We start from the raw sequence: 20,617 nt of genomic DNA, 5'->3' as shown, positions 1-20,617 counted from the left end.
CCCCGATAATTCGGTACTCGCAAGATACATCCAAACAGCAATAACTAAACCGTGCGTCTTTGATTGACATCGCGGCGGGATCCTGTAAAAATGGGGCGTGGTGGTTTATCGTTTGCAGGCGGACCGGTTGGGCAGGACCCGTGGAGGAGAACCGGACTCATGGACATGCACCGCAATATCCTGTTGGGGCTTTTGCTGGAAAAGCGAAACTTGGCGGGGGAAAATCTTCTGTCGAGCGCGGGCGGGCGGTGGTACCGCAATCCCGACCGCGATCTCGGCCGTCTGCTCGTGGATGTGGGCGCCCTTTCCGGCGACGACTTGCACCAAATCGGCAAGGAAATGGAAGCCATCATCGCGCAACAGGGCGGCGATGTTCGCGCGGCGATCAAGAGTCTGGGCGGCCCGGCCGCCGTTGCGCGCGTGTTCGGCGGGACAATCCCGATGGACGACGCCTGCAACATCGGTTCGACACACGCCCCGGCGTCGGACACGACAGGATCGTCCAGCACCATCGATCTGTCGGAACAATTCCAGCGCGACACGGTGCCGATTGCAAAAGACACGGACGACGATCCGCTGGCCGGCGGCACGCTTCAACCGATGCCGTTGACGGTGGGTCCCGCGTCGCGCGCAACAGCCACGGACGTTCCCGCCGTCAAGGAACATCCCGGCCGCTACAAGTCCATTCGCACCTTCGCGGCGGGCGGTATGGGCAAGTTGTTCCTCGTGCATGACCTGCACCTGAACCGCGACATCATCCTGAAGGAATTGTTGCCCGAACACCTTGAAGGGGTTGGCACGCGGCCCGGCACGCGCACGGTGGACATGCTGACCGTTCCCGTGGTGGCGCGGTTCATGCAGGAAGCGCGCATCACGAGCCAACTCGAACACCCGGCGATTGTGCCCGTGTACGAATTGGGCTACCGCGACGACGGCTCGTTGTATTACACGATGAAATACGTCCGGGGCCGCACGTTGCAGGACGTGCTCAACGAGACGCGCACCCTGTCGGATCGCCTGAACCTGCTCACGCGCTTTCTCGATCTCTGCCAGGCCATTGCCTACGCCCACAGCCGAAACGTGATTCACCGCGATATCAAGCCGCTCAACGTGATGGTCGGCGAATTCGGCGAGACGGTCGTGATTGACTGGGGCATTGCGAAAGTCCTCGGCAAAGAGGACATCCACGCGAAAGACATCGCCATGGCCTCGACCGCCCTTCAATCCGGCGACACCGCCTCGCTGACCAAAACGGTCTATGGACAGGCGATGGGATCGCCGTATTTCATGGCGCCGGAACAGGCCCAGGGGCGCGTGGATAAAATCGATCAGCGATCGGACATTTATTCGCTGGGCGCGGTGTTGTACACGATATTGAGCGGCCGTCTCCCGTATCTGGGCCTGTCGGCCAACGAATTCCTCAAAAAAGTCGTGAATACCCCGCCCGTGCCCATTCGCCAAATTCAGAAGGACGTGCCGCCCGAACTGGCCGCGATTTGCGAGCGGGCCATGCAGCGGAACCCCGAAGACCGCTATCAGACCGCGAAAGAACTCGCCGACGAAATCGAAAATTATCTTTCGGGCGGACTGGTGCGGGCGCATACCTACCGTTTTTCGGAACATCTCATGCGTTTCGTCAAGAAGCACAAGACCTTTTTGTCCACCGCGGCGGCGGGCCTTGTGGCGCTGGTGGCGCTGGGCGTTTTTTCGTACATTCGCGTGGTGCGCGAAAGGGATCGCGCCGAATTGGAGCGGCAACGCGCCGAGATCAACTGGCAGCGCGCCGAAACAGAAAAAAAGGCGGCGGAAGAGGCCCGCGGCAAGGAACAGATTGCGCGCGAAGCGGCCGAGCGCGAATTGTACTTTGCCAACATATCGCTCTCGGAACGCTGCATTCAGGAAAGGCGTATGGACCAGGCGCGGGCGCTTCTGGCCAACTGTCCGGATGTGCATCGCAACTGGGAATGGGGCCGTCTTGAATACCTCTGCAACGCGGATCGCATGACGCTCGCGCAAGGCGGGCAATTCGTGCGTTTTACGTCGAACGACGCCATCGCCACCTGTTCGGTGGACGGCCATCTCGTGCTTTCGCGGCTGGATACCGGCCAAACGGTCAAAGTTCTGGCCGACAAGGGCGGCTACCAGATGGACATAGCTGTGAGCGCCGTCGAGCCGCGCCGGTTGATTGCCGGCATCGAGGGACGCGTGGCCGTTTGGGATGCCGCGACGGGCGAGGAACTTTTTTCTTTCGACGATCCCCGTTCGGACGGCGAAAATCCGCGCCGGGCCGTGGCAATCAGCACCGACGGCCGATGGGGCGCCGCGCTCAATCAGGACGGCCTCGTGCGCGTGTGGGATTTGACCGCCAAGAAGGAGGCCTTCACGGTCAAGCCGGTCCGCGCAAGTCTCGCGCTGCTGGCCTTCACCCCGTCGGGCGCCCAGTTGCTCGTATCGTCCGCCGACATGACCGACGAAGGCATGGCCGGGCAGATTGAAATATGGGACACCGCCAAGGGTGAAACGATTCAAACCGCCCAACTCCCCGCGCCGCTGATGGTGAAATCCATGACGTTCAGCCCGAACGGCGCATGGGTGGCCATCGGCACCAACGGCGGCCTGCTGGTCTGGGATGCCGCGAAATGGGCGCAGATTCATGCGCTCAAAACAACGGTGGGCAGCCCGCGCGCGGTGGCGTTCAGTCCCGACGGGGGACTGCTTGCGGCGGGCAACCAGACGGGTGAACTCAAAGTGTGGGAGACGCCGTCCGGGAAGGAGCGTTTTGCCGTGAACGCACACCTCGATTTCATCGGGGCGCTTGCCTTTACCACGGACGGCGGCTGTGTGGTTACGGCGAGTTCCGATCGCACCGCCAAAACGTGGGACGCCGCGAATGGCAGGGAACTCGAGACGCTGCGCGGACACAACGGCGCGATTATGGATCTCTCGATTGCCGATTCCGGTGAACGCCTTGCCACCACCAGTTACGACGGTACGACGAAAATTTGGGACATCGGCGCCGATCGCAGACTCTACGACATGACGGCGGCCGCCTACTGCGCGGCCAAGGGCCAACTCGCCGGCGCGGTCGGAAACGAGGCCATCCTGTGGGACGCCCAAACCGGCCGCGAAATCATGCACTTTGCCGGTCACGCGGCGAAAATTTACCAGTTGGCCGTATCGCCGGACGGCGCGCGCCTCGCGACGGCCGCGGGCGAGACAGCCGACGGCCGTCATTTCGACCTGATCCGAGTTTGGGACACGGCGTCGGGCAAGGCGCTGCATGCGCTTGAGGCGAAGGGGCAGAAGGTCATGCAGTTGCGATTCGATCCTCTGGGCGCGCGGCTGGCCGTGCGCGCCGGAAACGTGTTGCAAGTCTGGGACATGGCTACGGGCGAGGAACGCCTGTCCGTGCCCGAGGCCCTCGGTTTTGCGTTCAGTGATGACGGCTCCCTCTTTTGCGCGGGCACGAGCCAAGGCGATGTGACCGTGTACGATGCGGCTATGAAAGAGCGTTTCCGCGTGAAGACCGAAGCGGCCTTCGGCGTGACGCTCGCGTTTTCGCCGGATGGTCAATCGCTCATCGGCAGCAGCGATGTGCTTGCGGGCGATAGCTACGAGGGGCATCTGCACTTTTGGAGCGCCGCGGACGGACGGCCGATTCGCGCAATCAAGGCGCACAAGGGGCATGTCGCCTACATCGCGTATGCGCCCGATGGACGCGTCTTCGCGACAGCCGGCGCGGACAAGCTCGCCAAGGTGTGGGAGGCCGAATCCGGCAACGAGTTGCTCACGCTCAGCGGCCACGCCAGCGAAGTCGCGTCGGTCGCCTTTACGCCCAACGGACAGCGCATCGCCACGGCCAGCGCCGACGGAACGTTCAAATTATGGGAACGGGATACCGGCCGCGAAATCCTGACGCTTCAAAATGCCGCGTTGCACCAGAAGGGCGAGGGCGCGTCGCCCGGCGCGATAGCGTTCAGTCCCGACAGCCTTCAAGCCGCCACCTTGACCATGCCGGTGGCGTTGGCCCCGCAAGTGCTCCGCTGTTTTCCATGGGACATCGCGCAGTATCCCGGAAACCCGGAAGACAAACTCCAGGATCGCATCGAACAATACAAGCGAAAATAGGCTGAGCGCGTCAACGATCCTTCACTTCGCGTCACGGCGCGGATTGTTCCCGCGCGGCCATGATTGCGCGGGCGGCGGCCATGACATCGGCGGACAGCGGGAGCGGATCCTTTCCCTCCACACAGGCGTATCGTTCGAAATCGGTGTAGCCCACTTCGCGAAGGAAATCCTCGTCAATCAGCGCGCGCCCGTTCGATAGTTCCGGATGTTGGAGTATTTCCCAGACGGCATCGGCTACGATATCCGCCTTGCGCCAGAGCTCCCGCCCGCCCATGCCGAAGTTGATCGTGGCGTAGGATTCGATGATGGTTTTCGGCCAGAGCGCCGTCCCGCGGATGTTGTATTCGCGCATTTCCTCCGCGACACCCAGCGCGATCAGGGTCATGCCGAACTTGCTGAGCATATAGGCGATCTGGCCGGGGACCATGCCCAAATCTATCGGCGGCGACATGGCGATGACGTGCCCGCCGCGCTGCTTCTTCATGGCGGGCAGGAACGCTTCCGTCACGGCATAGGTCCCGCGCGCGTTGACGCCCATGACGAGATCGTAGCGGCTCATGGGCGTTTGATCCATCGTCCGCCACCAGAGGGCGCCGGCGTTGTTGATGACCGCGTCCACGCGCCCGAACCGGTCGAGCGTCGCGCCCGCGGCCCGTTGGATCTGTTCGGTGTCGCGCACATTGCATGGCACGGCCAGCACATCCGTGCCGTATGCGCGGATTTCGTTCGCCGCCGTGTGGATGGTGCCCGGCAGGCGCGGATCTTCCTCCACGGATCGCGCCGCCACGACAATGTCCCATCCTTCGCGCGCCAGGCGCAACGCGCACGCCTTGCCTATCCCGCGCGTGGCCCCCGTGATGAAAGCAACCTTTCGCAATGTTTCACCTTTCCTGTTAGCCCAAGATCATCTTATACACGCAAAGCGCCTTCCCCGCATGAAATGCAGGGAGAAATGCGGAAGGTTCACGAACAAAACCCGGTTGTTTTCCGCCATGAGTTGGGCCAAATGCTGCGGGGTGCTGCGGGCGGTGCTCCAGTCGTTGCAGGAAAGCACAACGATGTCCATGCCTTCGAGCATTTTCAACCCTCCCCGCCGAATTGTTTAGACCCTTGCGCGATGGTCAACTCCAGGCGCGGATGAACGCCTCGAACGACCGGTCGTAGGTTTTTTCGACTTCCGGCGGGAAACAGCAAGCAGGCAACTGGCGCTTGGCCAGATGGCTGTGCAGGCAATCGCAGCATATCCCGCGGTTGCCGCAAGACATGTAGGTGCAGGTGCAGCGGTCGAGGTTCTTTGAGTGATTCGCACAATCCGGCATGATGTAGACTCCTTCTTTTTTTCTGGTCTTCTTGCGCAACGATAATACGCCAATTTACCACGAAACAAGCATGTGACGGAAATGCGCGGCAAGCGGCTTGTTCCTACGGTTCATTGCTTCTTGTCGCGCATGCGAATCGCCGCATCCAATCCCTCGCGCGCCTCTTTCCAATCCGGTTGAACAAGCAGAACCCGTTGGTAATGGGTTATGGCCTCTTCCGCCATGCCTTTTTTCAACAGGATGCCGGCCAGCAGGAAATGCGCTCCCGTATGTTTGGGTTCGAGGCGGACGGCCTCTTCGAGATAGGGTTGGGCCGCGTCATTTTGGCCGTCCTTGGCCAACAATGTGCCCAGATTGGCCTGCGTGTTGGGATTCGTGGGATCGAGCGCCAGCGCGCGTTCATATTCCGCGCGCGCCTCGGCCCGTTTGCCGAACCGTAAAAGTAGATCGGCGTAGTTGTTGTGCGCCAAGGCGTAATCGGGCTTGAGACGAAGGGCCGTTTCATAATGCTCCTGGGCTTCTTGGGTTCTGCCGCGCGCGGCCAAGGCGTCCGCGATCCCGCAATGCGATTCGGCGTCGTCCGGATTCAGGTCCAATGCGGCGGAAAACCGCCCAATGGCTTCGTCGTACTTTTTCTGGCGGGCCAGCAGGAATCCGAAACTCCGAAAGGCGTTCCCGTTTTGCGGATCGAGCCGTAACCATTCCTCGTAATGCTTGCGCGCGCCGTCTAGGTCGTTGCGCGCCGCCAGTGCGTCCGCCATGCCCGCATGCGCGTCCTTGTCGTCGGGATTCAAGGCCAGCGCCTTGCCGAAACAATCCGCCGCGCGGTTGATGTCGCCTTTCTTGCGCAACAGAAACGCGAGATTCTTCGGGGTGTTCGGATTCGCCGCGTCCGCCGCCATGGCCGCCTCGTAATGCGCGATGGCTTCGTCCGCCTCCCCGCGTTCCGCAAGCAGGTCCGCGAGATTGTGATGGGCGGCGGCCAGTTTCGGATCGTCCTCGACCGTCCTGCGATACTCCGCGATGGCCTCGTCCTTATGGCCTTGCCCGCCCAGAGCCAGCGCCAGGTTGAAGCGCGCGTTCGCGTCGTTCGGATTCAACCGCAACACCTCGCGGAACAGCGCGATGCCCTCGTCCACCCGATCCTGCTTGACCAGCAGGTATCCCTTGTTGAACAGCGCCGTCACGTTGTCCGGTTCGGACGCCAGCACGCGATCAAACAGCGCCAGCGCCGCGTCGGCATCCCCTTTGCGAAACCGCTCATAACCGAGATTGTTCAGGGCGTCGGGGTAATCCGGTCTTAGGCGCAAGGCCTCCTCATATTGCGCGACGGCCTCGTCCACGCGATTCAGCGCGGCCAGCGCGATGCCGTAATTGAGGCGCGTGTTGGCGTCGTCCGGCTGCGCGCGCAACGCCGCCTCGAAATGCGCGGCCGCCTCGTCGTATCGCTTTTCTTCCAGCAACGCAATGCCGAGATTGTAATGGACGTTTTCGTAATCCGGCTTGAGGCGCAACGCTTCGGAAAAGGCCTCGATGGCTTCGGCCTGCCTTCCCTGCATCTGCAACGCCAGGCCGAGACCGAAATGCGCGCGTTCGTTTGCGGGATCCAAACGCAATGCCTCCGCGAAACACCGGGCGGCCTCGTCCGGTTTTTGCCGGCGCTGCATCGCGAAACCGAGCGCGCATTGCGCGTTCGCGTGCCGGGGATCAAGACGGACGGCTTCCGTCAAATGCCGCAGCGCGTCGTCGTCCTTGCCCTGTTTTTCAAGAATCAGCGCAAAATTGAAATGCACATCGGCGTTGTCCGGCTGCAGGCGAAGCAGGCGGTCGAAACAGGCCGCGCCGTCGTCCAGTTTTCCCTCCCGCGCCGATTCGAACCCCAAATTGAACAGCGCGCCGGGATGGTCCGGCTCTATTTCGAGCGCGCGGCGGAAGCAGGCGATCCCTTCTTCGCGCTTTCCTTGGACGACCCATTCGTGGCCAAGGCCGTTGAGCGCGTCGGCGTGTTTGGGTTCGCGCCCCAGGACTTCGCGAAACTGCTCCGATGCTTCTTCGGTCCGTCCGAGCAGGGCGTAGGCTGTCGCAAGATTGAACCGGGCGTGAACATCGTCCGGTGAGAGCGTTTCCTCTGTTCGGGCGCAGGCCGCGAGCGCTTCGTCGGTCTTCCCAAGCCGCGCCAGCGCAACGGCCAGATTGGGATAGGCCGCGCGATAATCCGGCGCAAGGCGCAGCGTTTCCCCGAAGTGTTCCGCGGCGGCTTCGGCGTTGCCGGCCTTCGCCAGCGCCAGACCCAGGTTGAAATGCGTGTCGGCGTCGTCTGGATTGCCGGACAACGCCGTCCGGAAATGCGCGATGGCCTCGTCCGTCCGGTTTCGCGCCGCGAGGTAATAGCCCAGATTGAAATGCGCCCGCGCATTGTCCGGTTCGATGGCCGCGGCCTCGCCGAAACATTCGAGCGCCTCGTCCACGTGGCCTTGTTGCGCGAGTTCATGTCCGAGACTGTTCCATGCGTTGACATGCTTCGGATCCATTTCTATTGCGCGCCGGTATGCCGCAAGGGCCTCGTCGTGGCGCCCTTTTTCCGCCAGCGCATGCCCGTAATTGAACCGGATGTCCGCGGTTTCCGGCATCAGCCGCAGCGCGGTTTCATACTCGGCCAGTGCGTCGTCCGTATGCCCGAGCCGCGCCAGGACAAGGCCGAGATTGTAATGGACCGTATCGTACTGGGGATTCAGTTCGAGCGCCCGCCGAAAATGGGCCAGCGCGTCCTCGGTCCGCCCGCGATCCGAGAGCATCACGCCCAGATTGTAATGGGCGAAGGCATCGTCCGGATGTCGTGCAATCCATTCGTTGAAATCCCGTATGCCGTCTTCGATGCGCCCCGTCTTCGTGTAGGCGAACCGCCGTTCGTCGTGCCAGCGCGAAAGGTCCGGTTTGACGTCAATGATCGGAATACGCAGCAGCAGCATGAGCCCCAGTGTGGCGGCGATGATCGCTCCCGCCGCCCGGTATCGTTTTACGGCAAAGAGATTGGCCACGGCATACACGCCATATCCACCGAACAGGAACATGATCGGAATCAGGGGAATACGGTAACGGGAACCCGCGATCAACGGTAAAAACACGCCGAAATAGGCCAATTGCCAGACGAGGATCAGCGCCGCCGTCTCGCGTGAAGCGGCGGTTGGTTCGGGTCGGTCGCCCTTTCCGCCCGGCCTCCATGCCCGTGTTCCGTACAAGGCCATGCCCAGCACAAACAATCCGAGCGGCCACGGGAAGCCGGGCAAATGGCGAAGGAGGTGCGACCGTTGTTTTTCGCAGGCAATGACCTTGTTTTCATCCACTTCGCGAGGTCCCAGCGTGAGCAATGCCCGCTTGAAGGCCATCCGGAATGGAATCGTGGGATCGCTTTTGATATTTGCCCACGTTTTGGACGCGAAATGGGCTTTCCATTGCGCGTAGGTTGCGATATCCGTTCCCAGATCCTTACCCAGGCTTTCGGCGGCGGCGCGCAAATCCAGCGGACCCCACGTGCCCGTGGGAACCATCCGGCGAATGTCGGGGGTTGCCGGCGAATAGCCGTCGTAACCGGGGCTGTTGCCCATATACAGGTTCAACTCGCCCGTGTAGGAAATAGGCACGAAGGCGCCCGACACAAGATAATTCCGAATCGTTACAGGTGAAATGACGGCCCCGGCCCCGCCCAGAACGACAGCGCACCAAACAAGTCCGGAACGCACCATGCCGCGACGCCATGCCGTCCATGCCCCCCACAACGCGAAAAGGGGCAACGTCGCCATGGTCTCCGGGCGCACGAGCGAAGCGCATCCAAGCACGATGCCAACGGGCAGGGCGTTGCGGAACCGTGGATCGCGGTTCCAGCGGAAACACAACAAAAAGGCCAGCAAATAGAGGAAGATATAAAGCGGAGGCTGGTTGATCTCGCCTTCGTAGTAAATGAAAGCCCAATACGTCGTCATCAGGCCGGCCGCAACTACCCCCGCCCAACGGTTCCATAACGCCCGGCCAAGGAAATACAGCAAGAGCGCCGAACCCAGCCCCAGCGCCATCTGCACCACGCGGACGGCGAGATAACTGCCGTTCGTCGCCCAATAAACGGCCGCCAGAAAAACGGAGTAGCCCGGCGGATTCGGGTAAGGATAGCCGGGAATGAACGCGCCGCTGTGCCCCTCCGGCGGCGTCCAGTCGCCGCTGAGCATGGCCCGTGCCCAGTAATCCTTGAAGGCGGGATCGTTCAACGGAAAGGTGAAGTCGGGAGCAGACACTACTTCACCGAGATAGAAAAGGCGCATCCCGGCGCCCAGGAGCAAAAGCAGTACAAGGGTTATCGTGGCCGGGTCAATTCGAATTTTGGCGTCAGTTGTGGGTCCGGTTTCGGTCATCCTGTCCTCTTGGCGGCCCCGCGTTCGCTTCGCATGCCTTGAACATCCAGCCGGGTGCGGCGCTTGAACGGACTGAAATAATAAAGATAATGCCAGATCGCGTGATCAAAAAAGATCGGAAGCACACGAAGGGTTCCCCATACGGATCCGTGTTGCGAACGGTGGATCACGCGCAGGTTGGCGATGGGCGCAAGGACAATCCGGCACACCACCGATGCGGCCATCATCATGATACGAATCCGCCGCGAAGCCGGGTTGGCGCCATAGGCCCGTGCCATTCGGCGCATCATGCCGCCCGGCAGCAGGGAGGCCATCTCAAGCAGCGCAAGGGCCGGATTTCGCGTGCGGACCAGATAATCCCGGCCTCGAGGGTCCTCGACCTGATCCGGAATCTCGCGCAACGCCCTCTCCCGGAGATTCGTTCCCTCGAACAGGATCAGCGAAAAGATCGGCGTAAAATAGGGTTTGGGGATGCGTGTGAGCACGTCGGTGGTTTGCAGGTAGTCGTCCAGCGCCTCGTAGGGATTGTCTACCAGCAGATCGTAATAGGCGGCAACCGGATAACGGCCGATCAGGCGCGCTGCCTCCAGAAACTCCTCTGAAGTAATGCGATGATCGTAAATCTCATGGCAAATCCGTTGACTGCCACTCTGCAGGCCCATGTTGACCCATCCAAGCCCCGCGTCCGCGAGCAGATCCATTTTTTCCCGGGTGAAATAGCGGGCCGTGCCTTTGACGATAAACGGCTTGCCGATCCGTTTTTTATATTGTTCGCAAAACAACGCCAGCCGATCGGCGTCGTTGGCCAGAAAACAGTCGTCGCTGATGTCAATGTACTCGACCGGTGGTCCCTCGACGACGGCCGCCTCCAGTTCCGCCATGACGTGTTCGACGCTGCGATGGCGCACCGGCCAGCGCCCGTACAGTTGCCGCAGGAAATGATTGCAGCAATAGGTGCAATTGTGGGGACACCCCCGCGAGGTAAGCAGTTTGTACAAGGCGCCGCGATAGCGCCGGTAACGTCTCAGATGATCTTTGTCCAGCGGCGCGATGCGTCCACGGGCCAGCACATAGGCGTTTTGGGGGATTTGGCGTCCTATAGGCAGCGTGTCGAGATCCTCGACAAGCGGATACAACGGATTGCGGTTGAACACGCCCCCGCGCTTGAAGCACAGGTTGTTGATGTCGTCGAACGATCGGCCCTCCCTGGCCGCTTGGGCCATGTCGAGCATCGTCTGCTCCGCCTCGCCGACGCAGGCATAATCCGCGTATTCGACGCAAGCCTCGGGCGAAGTCGTCGGATGAATGCCGCCCCAAACGATCGGCATCGCCGGATGGCTCTTTTTGATCGCGTCCGTAATCGCCCGGGCGGCATCGAAATCGTACGCCATCAGGCTAATGCCGATAAAACGCGGATCCCGTTCCTTTACAAACCCCGCCAGCCGGGCCTGCCAATCGTCTTCTTCCATCAAACGCGGCAGATAGAGCAGCGTCGAGTCATATCCCCGATCCAGCAAGAGGAGATGCAGTCCCTTCAAACCCAATATGTCCAGATTGGGTTGCGGCGATATCAGAAGAACGCTCATCCCGGCGCCAATTTCCTTTTTTTACGGCCAACAGGACCATTGTGCCTGAAGTCGGAGGTCTCCAACAAATAGAACCCGGCGCGCGCGCCTGATCCGCGTTGTTTTATCCCCCCGCACACCTTCCCAATCCCTGTCAACAATTTCATTGACTTCGGGCGCCCATCTCCTTATAATGCGTTTGTTGTCAACCAATGTGCCCATGATTGCGTGGGTGGCTCAAGGAGTCGGTTTCGATGGCTTGCCATCGCCGTTCAGGCGTTTCGCTATACATCGCGGTCGCGATAGTCCGCAGCATACAAAGGCTTATCGCTCAAGAGGTTGTGCCGGCCTGCGAGGGATAATTCGACACCGTTTTTCCGGGAGCCACCATTCACGCGGCAGGGTTGTTTGCAGTCTGTTGAATGAATGGAGGTTTAGAGCATGTCGCTGTGGATCCTGCTGACAGGGGCCGCGGTCGGCGGCGTTGTCCTCGGTGTACTTTCGGCGATAATCGGCGCGCGCGTGGTTGGAAACGGCCTCGTGGGGAAAGCGCGCCGGGAAGCCGCTCAATTGGTGTCCAATGCCGAGCGTGAAGCCGCCGCCATCACCAAAGAAGCCAAAACCAGCATCAAGGCGCAGGCCGTTGAACTGCGCGAACAAGCCGAGCGCGAGGCGCGCGAAATGCGCAAGGAACTCGTCGCCCTCGAAAAACGCATCCTCGCCAAAGAAGAAACGGTGGACAAGCGCGTTGACGCCCTGGACCGCAAGGCAGGCGAACTCAACAACAAGGAGCGTGAACTGGCCGAACGGGAAAAGGCCCTCGGCAGGGAAGGCGCCCGAATCGAGTCCATCATCGCCGAGCAGACGAAGAAACTGGAAGAAATTTCCGGGATGACGGCTGATCAGGCGCGCAAGGCGATCTATGCGCAACTCGAAACCGAAGTCAAGCGCGATGCCGCAATGCGCCTGAAGCGCGTCGAGGACGAATTGATCGAAAATTCCGAGAAAAAGGCGCGATGGATCATCGGGGAGGCGATTCAGCGCTGTTCCGCGGATCACGTCGCCGAAACGACCGTTTCGGTCATTCCGCTGCCCAGCGAGGAAATGAAAGGCCGGATTATCGGGCGCGAGGGACGCAATATCCGCGCGCTGGAAAGCGCCACGGGCATCAATGTCATCATTGACGACACACCCGAAGCGGTGGTCCTCTCCGGATTCGACCCGGTGCGGCGCGAAGTGGCGCGCATTACGCTCGAACGCCTGATTCAAGACGGGCGGATCCATCCCGCGCGCATCGAGGAAATGGTCGTAAAAGTCACCGACGAAATCCAAAAATCCATCAAGGAAATGGGTGAACAGACCTGTCTCGAGGTGGACGTCCACGGTTTGCATCCGGAAATCGTCAAGCTTATCGGGCGTCTCCACTACCGCACGTCCTACGGGCAGAACGTCTTGAAGCACTCGAAGGAAGTTTGCCATCTGGCCGGCATCATGGCCGCGGAACTGGGCGTCAATGTCCAGATGGCCAAGCGGGCCGGCCTGATTCACGATATCGGTAAGGCCATCAACCACGAGGTTGAGGGGTCGCACGCCGTCATCGGCCACGACATTGCAAAACGGCACGGCGAAAATGCAATGATTGTAAATGCGATCGGCGCCCATCACGGCGAAATGCCGCAGGAAGACATCATTGCCGTGTTGGTGCAGGCCGCCGATGCCCTGTCCGCGGCGCGTCCCGGCGCGCGGCGCGAGACGGTCGAAACCTATATCAAGCGACTGGAACAACTCGAGGCAATCGCGGACGGTTTTGCAGGCGTCGAGAAATCCTATGCGATTCAGGCGGGCCGCGAAGTGCGTGTGGTGGTGTATCCCGACAAGGTCGGCGATGCCGAGGCGATGCAATTGGCGCGCGATGTCGCCCGCAAGGTGGAAGCGGAAATGGTTTATCCCGGCCAAATCAAGGTGACGGTGGTCCGAGAAACCCGCGCGGTGGAAACAGCAAAATAACCGGTATCGTTGACAAACGGATTTTTACGTCCCAAAAGGCATGCATGAAGATTTTGTTCATCGGAGATATCGTCGGACGCCGGGGACGGCAATGTGTGGGCCGTCTCTTGCCGGGTCTGCGCAACGAATTGGGGTTGGACCTTGTGCTGGGCAACGCCGAAAACGCCGCAGGCGGCTTGGGCGCGACAGGGCCGGTCATGGACGATTTGATCCGGTCGGGCGTGCAGGGCATGACGCTCGGAAACCATACGTGGCGCAAGAAGGAACTGGCCGGGGTCCTGAACCGGTATGCCAATGTGGCGCGTCCGCTGAACTACCCGCCGGGCGTGCCGGGTCAGGGGTCGTTTCTGCTGGATGTGGGCGGCGTTCCGGTGGCGGTGGCCAGTGTGATTGGCCGTGTGTTCATGGACGCGTTTGCGTGTCCCTTTACGGCTGCCCGTGAGGCATTGGACCGATTGCGCGAGCACACACCGGTCATCATTGTGGATTTTCATGCCGAGGCCACGTCGGAAAAAGTGGCGCTGGGCTGGCATCTCGACGGCCATTGCAGCGCGGTGCTCGGCACCCACACGCATGTTCAAACCGCGGACGAGCGAATTTTGCCGGGCGGCACGGCGTATATTACGGATGCGGGCATGACGGGCCCGGTGGACTCGGTGATCGGCATCGAGCGCGATCGGGCCATCGGCAAGTTTCTGACCGGCATGCCGTCGGAGTTCAAAGTGGCCAAGGGGCCCGCACGGCTTTGCGGGGTCGTGGTGGACGTGGACGAGGCGACGGGCCGGGCGCGCGGCATTGAGCGAATTGCCCGTCAGGACGACAACCTTGATTCGGGCGACGATGACGACGACTGACGCCAGGCCCGGTTTGTGGGACATGTGGGCATGTATTTCAAGCAGATAGATCTGTTCGGATTCAAATCCTTTGCCGACCGGACCCACGTCCGGCTCGAACCGGGTATCACGTGCATCGTCGGACCGAACGGCTGCGGCAAGAGCAACATCCTCGACGCGTTGCGTTGGGCATTGGGCGAACAGAGCGCCAAGAGCCTGCGCGGCGTCCAAATGCAGGACGTTATCTTCAACGGCAGCGAAAACCGGACCGCCCTCGGCATGGCCGAGGTTTCGATTACCTTCGACAATACCGACAACCGCCTGCCGATTGATTACTCGGAAGTACAGGTCACGCGCCGCCTTTACCGCACCGGCGAAAGCGAATACTTGCTCAACAAGAGCCCCTGCCGCCTGCGCGATGTCCAGGAATTGTTTATGGACACCGGTATTGGAACAAACGCCTACTCCCTTATCGGACAGGGCAAAATTGACCTTGTGCTCAGTTCAAAGCCGGAGGATCGCCGGTTCCTGTTCGAGGAAGCCGCCGGCATCATCAAGTACAAGTCCCGCAAGCGCGTCGCCATGCGCAAACTCGACGCCGCCGAACAGAACCTGCTCCGGCTCAACGACATCATCGCCGAGGTTGAACGGCAGATGCGATCGCTCAAGCGGCAGGTCAACGCCGCGGTCCGATACCGTGAATTGACTGACTTGCTCAAGGCGCTCGAAGTACGCGCGTTCTGGATCAAATACGCGCACCTGCAGCAGGAATTGATGCGCCTGCGCGAACAGTACGCCGCCGCCGCCGAAACATACGCGCGGGTGATGGCGGAAAACGCGGACGCCGGCACGCGCAACGAGGAACTCTCGCTCCGAATGATCGAAGTCGAACGCGTGATGGCCGCGCGACAGGAAAGTGTCCAGCAACTCGACGCCGAAATGGAAAAGATCGAACGCCAGATTGCGCTGCTCCGTCAACAAATCAAATTCATCGAGGAACAGCACGAGCAGGCACTGAACGAGCGCGACGAATTCCGCCGGAGAGCCGACGAAATCCAGGCGAAAATCCGGCATTCGGAAAAATCCGTCGAGACGATCACCGGTGAGCTAGAAGCCTGCCAGAAGGCCATCGCCGAAAAACAGGCCGAATACGATGCGGCGGCGGTACGCGTTTCCGAGGCCGAATCGCGCCAGGAAACCGAACGCGCGCGGGCGATGGAGGCGGTGAACACGCGTGCAAAGGCCCAAACCGAACTGGAAACACTTTCCGCCGGCATTCGCCGCATTGACAGCCAACTCGAGGCGATAGCTGAACGGCATCAGGCCCATCACGACCACCGGAAGGGTGTTGTCGAACGCCTCGAGGACGCGCGCCGTCTCGAATCCGAAAAACAGGCCGCGCTCACGGCTGTGGTCCACGAACGCCGCGAAGCCGCCGAACGGCATGCGGCCATGTCACAGGATGTGCGCAAACTCAACGACGAATGGCAGAACCTGCGCGAGAGCAAGGGCCGTCAGGAAGCGCGGCTCCATTCACTGCGCGAACTCCGCGACAGTTACGAGGGCTTCGCCGTCGGCGTGCGGGCCATCATGATGGCCAAGCAGCGAAACATGCCTGAAGCCAACGGCGTCATCGGACCCGTGGGCGACCTTCTGGCGACCGAAAAGAAATTCGAGCGCGCCATCGAGGCGGCCCTCGGCGGCAATATCAACAACATCGTCGTCGAGGAGGCCGTGGCCGCGAAAGACGCCATCGAATTCCTGAAAAAACACCAGGCGGGCCGCGTCACGTTCCTTCCGCTCGACATCATCCGGCCTAACCCGCAGGACGATGCCGGGGCCATCAACGGCATGCCCGGCGTCATCGGACCCGCCATCCGGTTCGTCCAGTACGACGCCCACATCCGCCAAGCCGTCGAATACCTCATGCACAACACGGTTATCGTCGAAACCATGGACGACGCGATTCGCATTGCGCGTTCCGGCAAACGCTACCCGCGCCTCGTCACCCTCGAAGGCGAAGTCGTGTCGCAGGCCGGCGCCGTGACCGGCGGCCGCACCCAGAACGAGGGCCGCGGCCTCCTGGGACGCAGCGCCGAAATCGCCGAACTGGAAGACCATGTGAAAACCGCGGACGCGAACCTAGCAAAACTGATCAAGCGGACCCAGGCGCTGGCCGTCGAAATCAACGACCTTGCCCGGAAAATCAAGGAATTCGAGTCGCGCGAGATCGCCCTGCGCAACGAACTAAACGAAGCCGGAGTGATTATCGCGCGGCACGCGGCGGAACTCGATGGGCTTCAGCAATCCGTCCAGCAACTCGATGCACAGCGCGCGGCGCTGGAATCCGAACGCGGACGCCTCGAAGAGCAGCGAAACCAGGCTTTGGCGCGCGCCGATTCGATGGACCAGGACGACGCCGCGATCCAACAAGCCCTCGCGGAAGCGCAGGATGTCGCCGCGCGCGCCCGGCAAGCCCTTGCGGAACGCACGGGCGAGATGGGCGATCTGCGCGTGCGGTTCGCGGAATTGTCGCAGCGGCTCGACGAGGCCGACCGCAACCGTCGGCGCGAACAGCAGGAGTACGAAGAAGCGGTCCGCAATGCCGAACGCCGACTCGAACAAACGCAACAACTCAAACAAAACCAGGCTTCGCTCGAATCCGAAATCGAACGCCATCTCCAACGCGCCCGGGCCTTGTCGGAAGACGCCGACGAAGCGCGCAAAAAGGTCGTCGAGGCGCGCAACGAATACGAGACGCTGCGCAACGAAAACGAGGCGCTGGCTAAATCCCTGCGTGAAATGCACGATCGCGAGCGATCGTCCCAGTCCGAGGTTCATCGTCTCGAAATGGCCCTTCGCCACGACGAGGATCAGGCCGGATTCCTCGAGGAGCGCATCCTGGCCGAATACCATGTCGCGCTGTCCTCCTTGAACGCCGAAACCGTCGGCAAAGACGAGTACGACGACGAAACCCGCGAGAAACTTATCGCCGATGCCCGCGAAAAACTTGAACGCATGGGCCAGGTCAACCTGATGGCCATCGAGGAATACGCCGCGCTCGAGCAACGCCACAACTTCCTCGTCGCCCAGGAAGAAGATCTGAGGAAGGCCCGCGAAGCCCTGCTCGGCGTCGTCGAACGGATTGACACGACCATCCGCGACATGTTCCTTGAAACCTTCAACAATGTCGCCGACTCATTTCGCAACTATTTCCGCCGCCTGTTCAACGGCGGCCAAGCCCGCATCTACCTCGTGGACGAAAACGACCCCCTGGAAAGCGGCATCGAGATCGAAGCCCGGCCCCCCGGCAAGAAACCGCAAAGCATCTCCCTGCTCTCCGGCGGCGAGGCGGCCATGACCGCCATCGCCCTCTTGTTCAGCATTTTCCGCGCCAAGCCAAGCCCCTTCTGCGTCCTCGACGAAGTGGACGCCCCCCTCGACGATGCCAACATCGGCCGTTTCCTCGACATGGTCCAGGAATTCACCGCCGAAAGCCAGTTCATCATCATCACCCACAGCAAACAGACCATGACCCGCGCCAACATCCTCTACGGCGTCACCATGCAGGAACGCGGCGTCTCGCAAATCGTTTCCGTCAAATTCGAATAGCCATTCCGGGGGGGCGCCATGGTTGATTCTACCGTGACATGCGGGTAGACGGCGCGCGCTCGCAGCGTAAACCTGGCCCAAGGCTATGAACCGACATACGGAGTCCAGCGGAGATCGCGTATGGCAACGAAACAGAGTCATAAGAAAGCGTTGCTCAAATTGCCTAAAACTTTCTGGTTGTTTTTTATAGAAGCCGGAGTTTCTTGAGAGTACCGAGTTCTTGAGACACAAGGATGAGAATTTCCACGAAGATCGGCATTTCCGGGCCATTTCATGTCGGATCAGGCAACGAGCTCTTGTGTTGAAATTGAAAATGGCCGCTTGGTAGCGCCGATTTCCAAATCGGCATGTCGTGTTTCAGCAAGCCGATTTGGAAATCGGCGTTACATTCCGAGACCTTCACGACTCCGAGAACACGGCACTCTCAAAGGAGTTTATGGTGCTAAAATAACCTTCTCAACGTGCCGCCCGATGCTCCGGAGGCCGATTCTTCGGCGGCGAAGCGCAACAGGCGTTCGGTGTCTTTCCATCCAAGGCAGCCGTCGGTGATGCTGACGCCGTACTTGAGGTCTTTGTTGTTCTTGTCGGGGGATTGGCGTCCTTCGCGGAGATAACTCTCGAGCATGGCGCCAATGATGGAGGTGTTGCCGTCTATGCGCTGCAAAAGGACGCTCCGCAGGACGTGGCCCTGAAGTTTAGGGCGTTTGCCGGAGTTGTCGTGGCTGCAATCCACCATGATGCGCGGCTCGACGCCGATCGCGCGCAGTTGTTCTTCGGCCATGATAATGCCGACGGGATCGTAATTGGGCCGGTCCTGTCCGCCGCGCAGGATGATGTGGCAATAGGGATTGCCGCGCGTGGCGACAATGCACGTCTGGCCGTCCTCGTTGATGCCGAGGAAATGATGGGGGCGCCGGGCGGATTGCAACGCATCGATCGCGACGCGCAGGTTGCCGTCGGTGCTGTTCTTGAACCCGACGGGCATCGAGAGTCCGCTGGCCATTTCGCGGTGCGTCTGCGATTCGGTCGTTCGGGCGCCGATGGCCGCCCAACTTTCGAGGTCGGCGATATATTGCGGGATAATCGGATCGAGCACCTCGCTGGCGGTGGGGAGTCCCATTTCGTTCACGCGCAACAGGATTTCGCGCGCCCGGTAGAGGCCCGTTTTCATATCGTATGTGCCGTCGAGATTCGGGTCGTTGATCAGCCCTTTCCAACCGATGGTCGTGCGGGGTTTTTCAAAATACGTCCGCATGACCACTAACACCTCGTTCTTGACCTCTTCGGCCAGAACCGCCAATCGTTCGGCATATTCCAGCGCGCCGTCGCGATCGTGGATCGAGCAGGGACCGACGATCACGAGCAGCCGGCGATCCGCGCCGTCGAGAATGTTTCGGATGGCCCGGCGGCCCTCGACGACCGTCCTGTTCGCCGCCTCCGTCATTGGAAGTTTGGCTTTCAACGCACGCGGCGTGATCAGCGGTGTCATCGCCGCGACGTTTAGATCGAATGTGCGTTCCATACTGGCGTTTCCCTTTTCTGTAAGGCATTATAACGCTTTGAGCCTGGCCGGAGGTATTTATGACCCATCGAGAGCGGTTTCTTGAAACGTTGTTGTTCGGCGCGCCCGACCGGATTCCCTTTTCGCCGGGCGGCGCGCGCGAATCCACGTTGGCCGCGTGGCATACGCAAGGACTGCCGGAAGGCCGCAACTACATGGACGCGGTCCATGATCTGATTGATGCGCGGCGTGCGGAAAAAGGATTGCCGCCGGGCGAGTTCCGTCCGAAGACGCCATGGACCGATCTCGGTGTCTCGTTCAAGATGATACCAACCTTCGAGGAAGAAGTCCTCGAGCACAAGGATGGTCACTACATCGTGCGGGACTGGATGGGCGCGATCACGGAAATCTCCGATCGGTACGACTACACGTATATCCGATCGCCGCGCGACTTCGTGACGCGGAAATGGCACCGCTTCCCCGTTCAGAACCGCGCCGACTGGGAGGCGATGAAGCCGCGATTCGACCCGCGGCATCCGGAGCGGTTTCCCGCGGATTTCGAGGCGCGTTGCGCGATACTGCGCGAGCGGGACTATCCGTTGGTCGTGTCGTTCAACGGTCCGTTCTGGCAGTTGCGGGAGTTCTGCGGCATGGAAGGCCTGTGCATGATGTTGCGCGAAGACCCGGACCTCGTGCATGAGATGGCGCGGTTCTGGGGCGATTTCTTCGGCGCGACGCTCGAACCGATCCTCGAACGCGTCGTGCCCGACATGCTCCACTTCTCCGAGGACATGGCGTTCAAATCGCACCCGATGATCGGCCCGGACGAGACGCGCGCCCTATGCGGGCCGTGCTACCGCCAATGGATCGATCAGGCCCGCGCGGCGGGCACGCGGGTGTTCGCGATCGATTCCGACGGCTGCGTGGACTTGCTGATTCCCGTGTGGCTCGAATTCGGGATCAACTGTGTGGATCCGATGGAAGTCGCGGCGGGCAACGACATCGTTGCCTTGCGCGCTCGGTACGGCAAACGCCTCGCATTCCAAGGCGGCATAGACAAGCGCGCCATCGCCGCGGGCGGCAACGTTTTCCGCGCCGAGATGCACCGCATTCTTCCCGTCGTCCAAAGCGGCGGGTACATCCCCGGCTGCGACCACGGCGTCCCCCCGGACATCTCCTGGCCAAACTTCCAAACCTACGCGCTCCGCCTCGCGGAGATCACTGGATGGGTGTAGTGGCCGCTTTGTAC

The 20,617-nt window shown here is 60.9% G+C and carries 11 protein-coding genes; 5 read left to right on the top strand and 6 right to left on the bottom strand.

Annotated features, from left to right (window positions below; translation table 11 throughout):
• Positions 1 to 159 precede the first annotated feature (159 nt).
• Positions 160 to 4,128, top strand: coding sequence for a protein kinase (locus P5540_15050; protein HRT66133.1), 3,969 nt, complete (start codon positions 160 to 162; stop codon positions 4,126 to 4,128).
• Between the two features lie 31 nt (positions 4,129 to 4,159).
• On the opposite strand, the gene P5540_15045 is transcribed toward P5540_15050, so the two are convergent.
• From P5540_15045 to P5540_15025, 5 genes are all read right to left on the bottom strand, one after another.
• Positions 4,160 to 5,005 carry an SDR family oxidoreductase gene (locus P5540_15045; protein HRT66132.1) on the bottom strand — a complete coding sequence of 282 codons (846 nt, stop codon included), beginning with the start codon at positions 5,003 to 5,005 and terminating at the stop codon, positions 4,160 to 4,162.
• A gap of 27 nt (positions 5,006 to 5,032) precedes the next feature.
• On the bottom strand, positions 5,033 to 5,206 hold the full coding sequence (locus tag P5540_15040) for a hypothetical protein (protein ID HRT66131.1): 174 nt from the start codon (positions 5,204 to 5,206) through the stop codon (positions 5,033 to 5,035).
• A 43-nt stretch (positions 5,207 to 5,249) separates the two neighbouring features.
• A complete protein-coding gene (locus tag P5540_15035) occupies positions 5,250 to 5,447 on the bottom strand; it encodes a DUF6485 family protein (protein HRT66130.1) in 198 nt (65 codons plus the stop codon).
• A 110-nt stretch (positions 5,448 to 5,557) separates the two neighbouring features.
• Positions 5,558 to 9,850 (bottom strand): tetratricopeptide repeat protein, encoded by a 4,293-nt coding sequence (locus P5540_15030; GenBank protein HRT66129.1) that lies wholly within the window; start codon positions 9,848 to 9,850, stop codon positions 5,558 to 5,560.
• A complete protein-coding gene (locus P5540_15025; GenBank protein HRT66128.1) occupies positions 9,847 to 11,436 on the bottom strand; it encodes a cobalamin-dependent protein in 1,590 nt (529 codons plus the stop codon). The genes P5540_15030 and P5540_15025 overlap by 4 nt, the downstream gene beginning before the upstream one ends.
• 420 nt (positions 11,437 to 11,856) lie before the next feature.
• Between P5540_15025 and rny the strand changes: the two genes are divergently transcribed.
• Genes rny through smc form a run of 3 tightly spaced genes read left to right on the top strand, consistent with a single transcriptional unit; the run spans position 11,857 to position 17,867 of the window.
• On the top strand, positions 11,857 to 13,422 hold the full coding sequence (gene rny, locus P5540_15020) for a ribonuclease Y (GenBank protein HRT66127.1): 1,566 nt from the start codon (positions 11,857 to 11,859) through the stop codon (positions 13,420 to 13,422).
• Between the two features lie 44 nt (positions 13,423 to 13,466).
• Positions 13,467 to 14,276 carry a TIGR00282 family metallophosphoesterase gene (locus tag P5540_15015; GenBank protein HRT66126.1) on the top strand — a complete coding sequence of 270 codons (810 nt, stop codon included), beginning with the start codon at positions 13,467 to 13,469 and terminating at the stop codon, positions 14,274 to 14,276.
• Between the two features lie 30 nt (positions 14,277 to 14,306).
• Entirely contained in the window at positions 14,307 to 17,867 is a 3,561-nt protein-coding gene (smc, locus tag P5540_15010) for a chromosome segregation protein SMC (protein HRT66125.1), read from the top strand.
• Positions 17,868 to 18,309: 442 nt separating this feature from the next.
• On the opposite strand, the gene P5540_15005 is transcribed toward smc, so the two are convergent.
• Entirely contained in the window at positions 18,310 to 19,389 is a 1,080-nt protein-coding gene (locus tag P5540_15005) for a 3-deoxy-7-phosphoheptulonate synthase (GenBank protein ID HRT66124.1), read from the bottom strand.
• A 59-nt stretch (positions 19,390 to 19,448) separates the two neighbouring features.
• On the opposite strand from P5540_15005, the gene P5540_15000 reads away from it, so the two are divergent.
• Positions 19,449 to 20,603, top strand: a complete 1,155-nt coding sequence (locus P5540_15000) for a uroporphyrinogen decarboxylase family protein (GenBank protein ID HRT66123.1) — start codon at positions 19,449 to 19,451, stop codon at positions 20,601 to 20,603.
• Positions 20,604 to 20,617 lie beyond the last annotated feature (14 nt).

The sequence above is a fragment of the Candidatus Hydrogenedentota bacterium genome, from assembly GCA_035450225.1.
In the GTDB taxonomy this organism is placed as follows: Bacteria; Hydrogenedentota; Hydrogenedentia; order Hydrogenedentales; family SLHB01; genus DSVR01.
The sequence above is the reverse complement of the archived record's forward strand: the minus strand, read 5'-3'. Positions and strand labels throughout refer to the sequence as shown.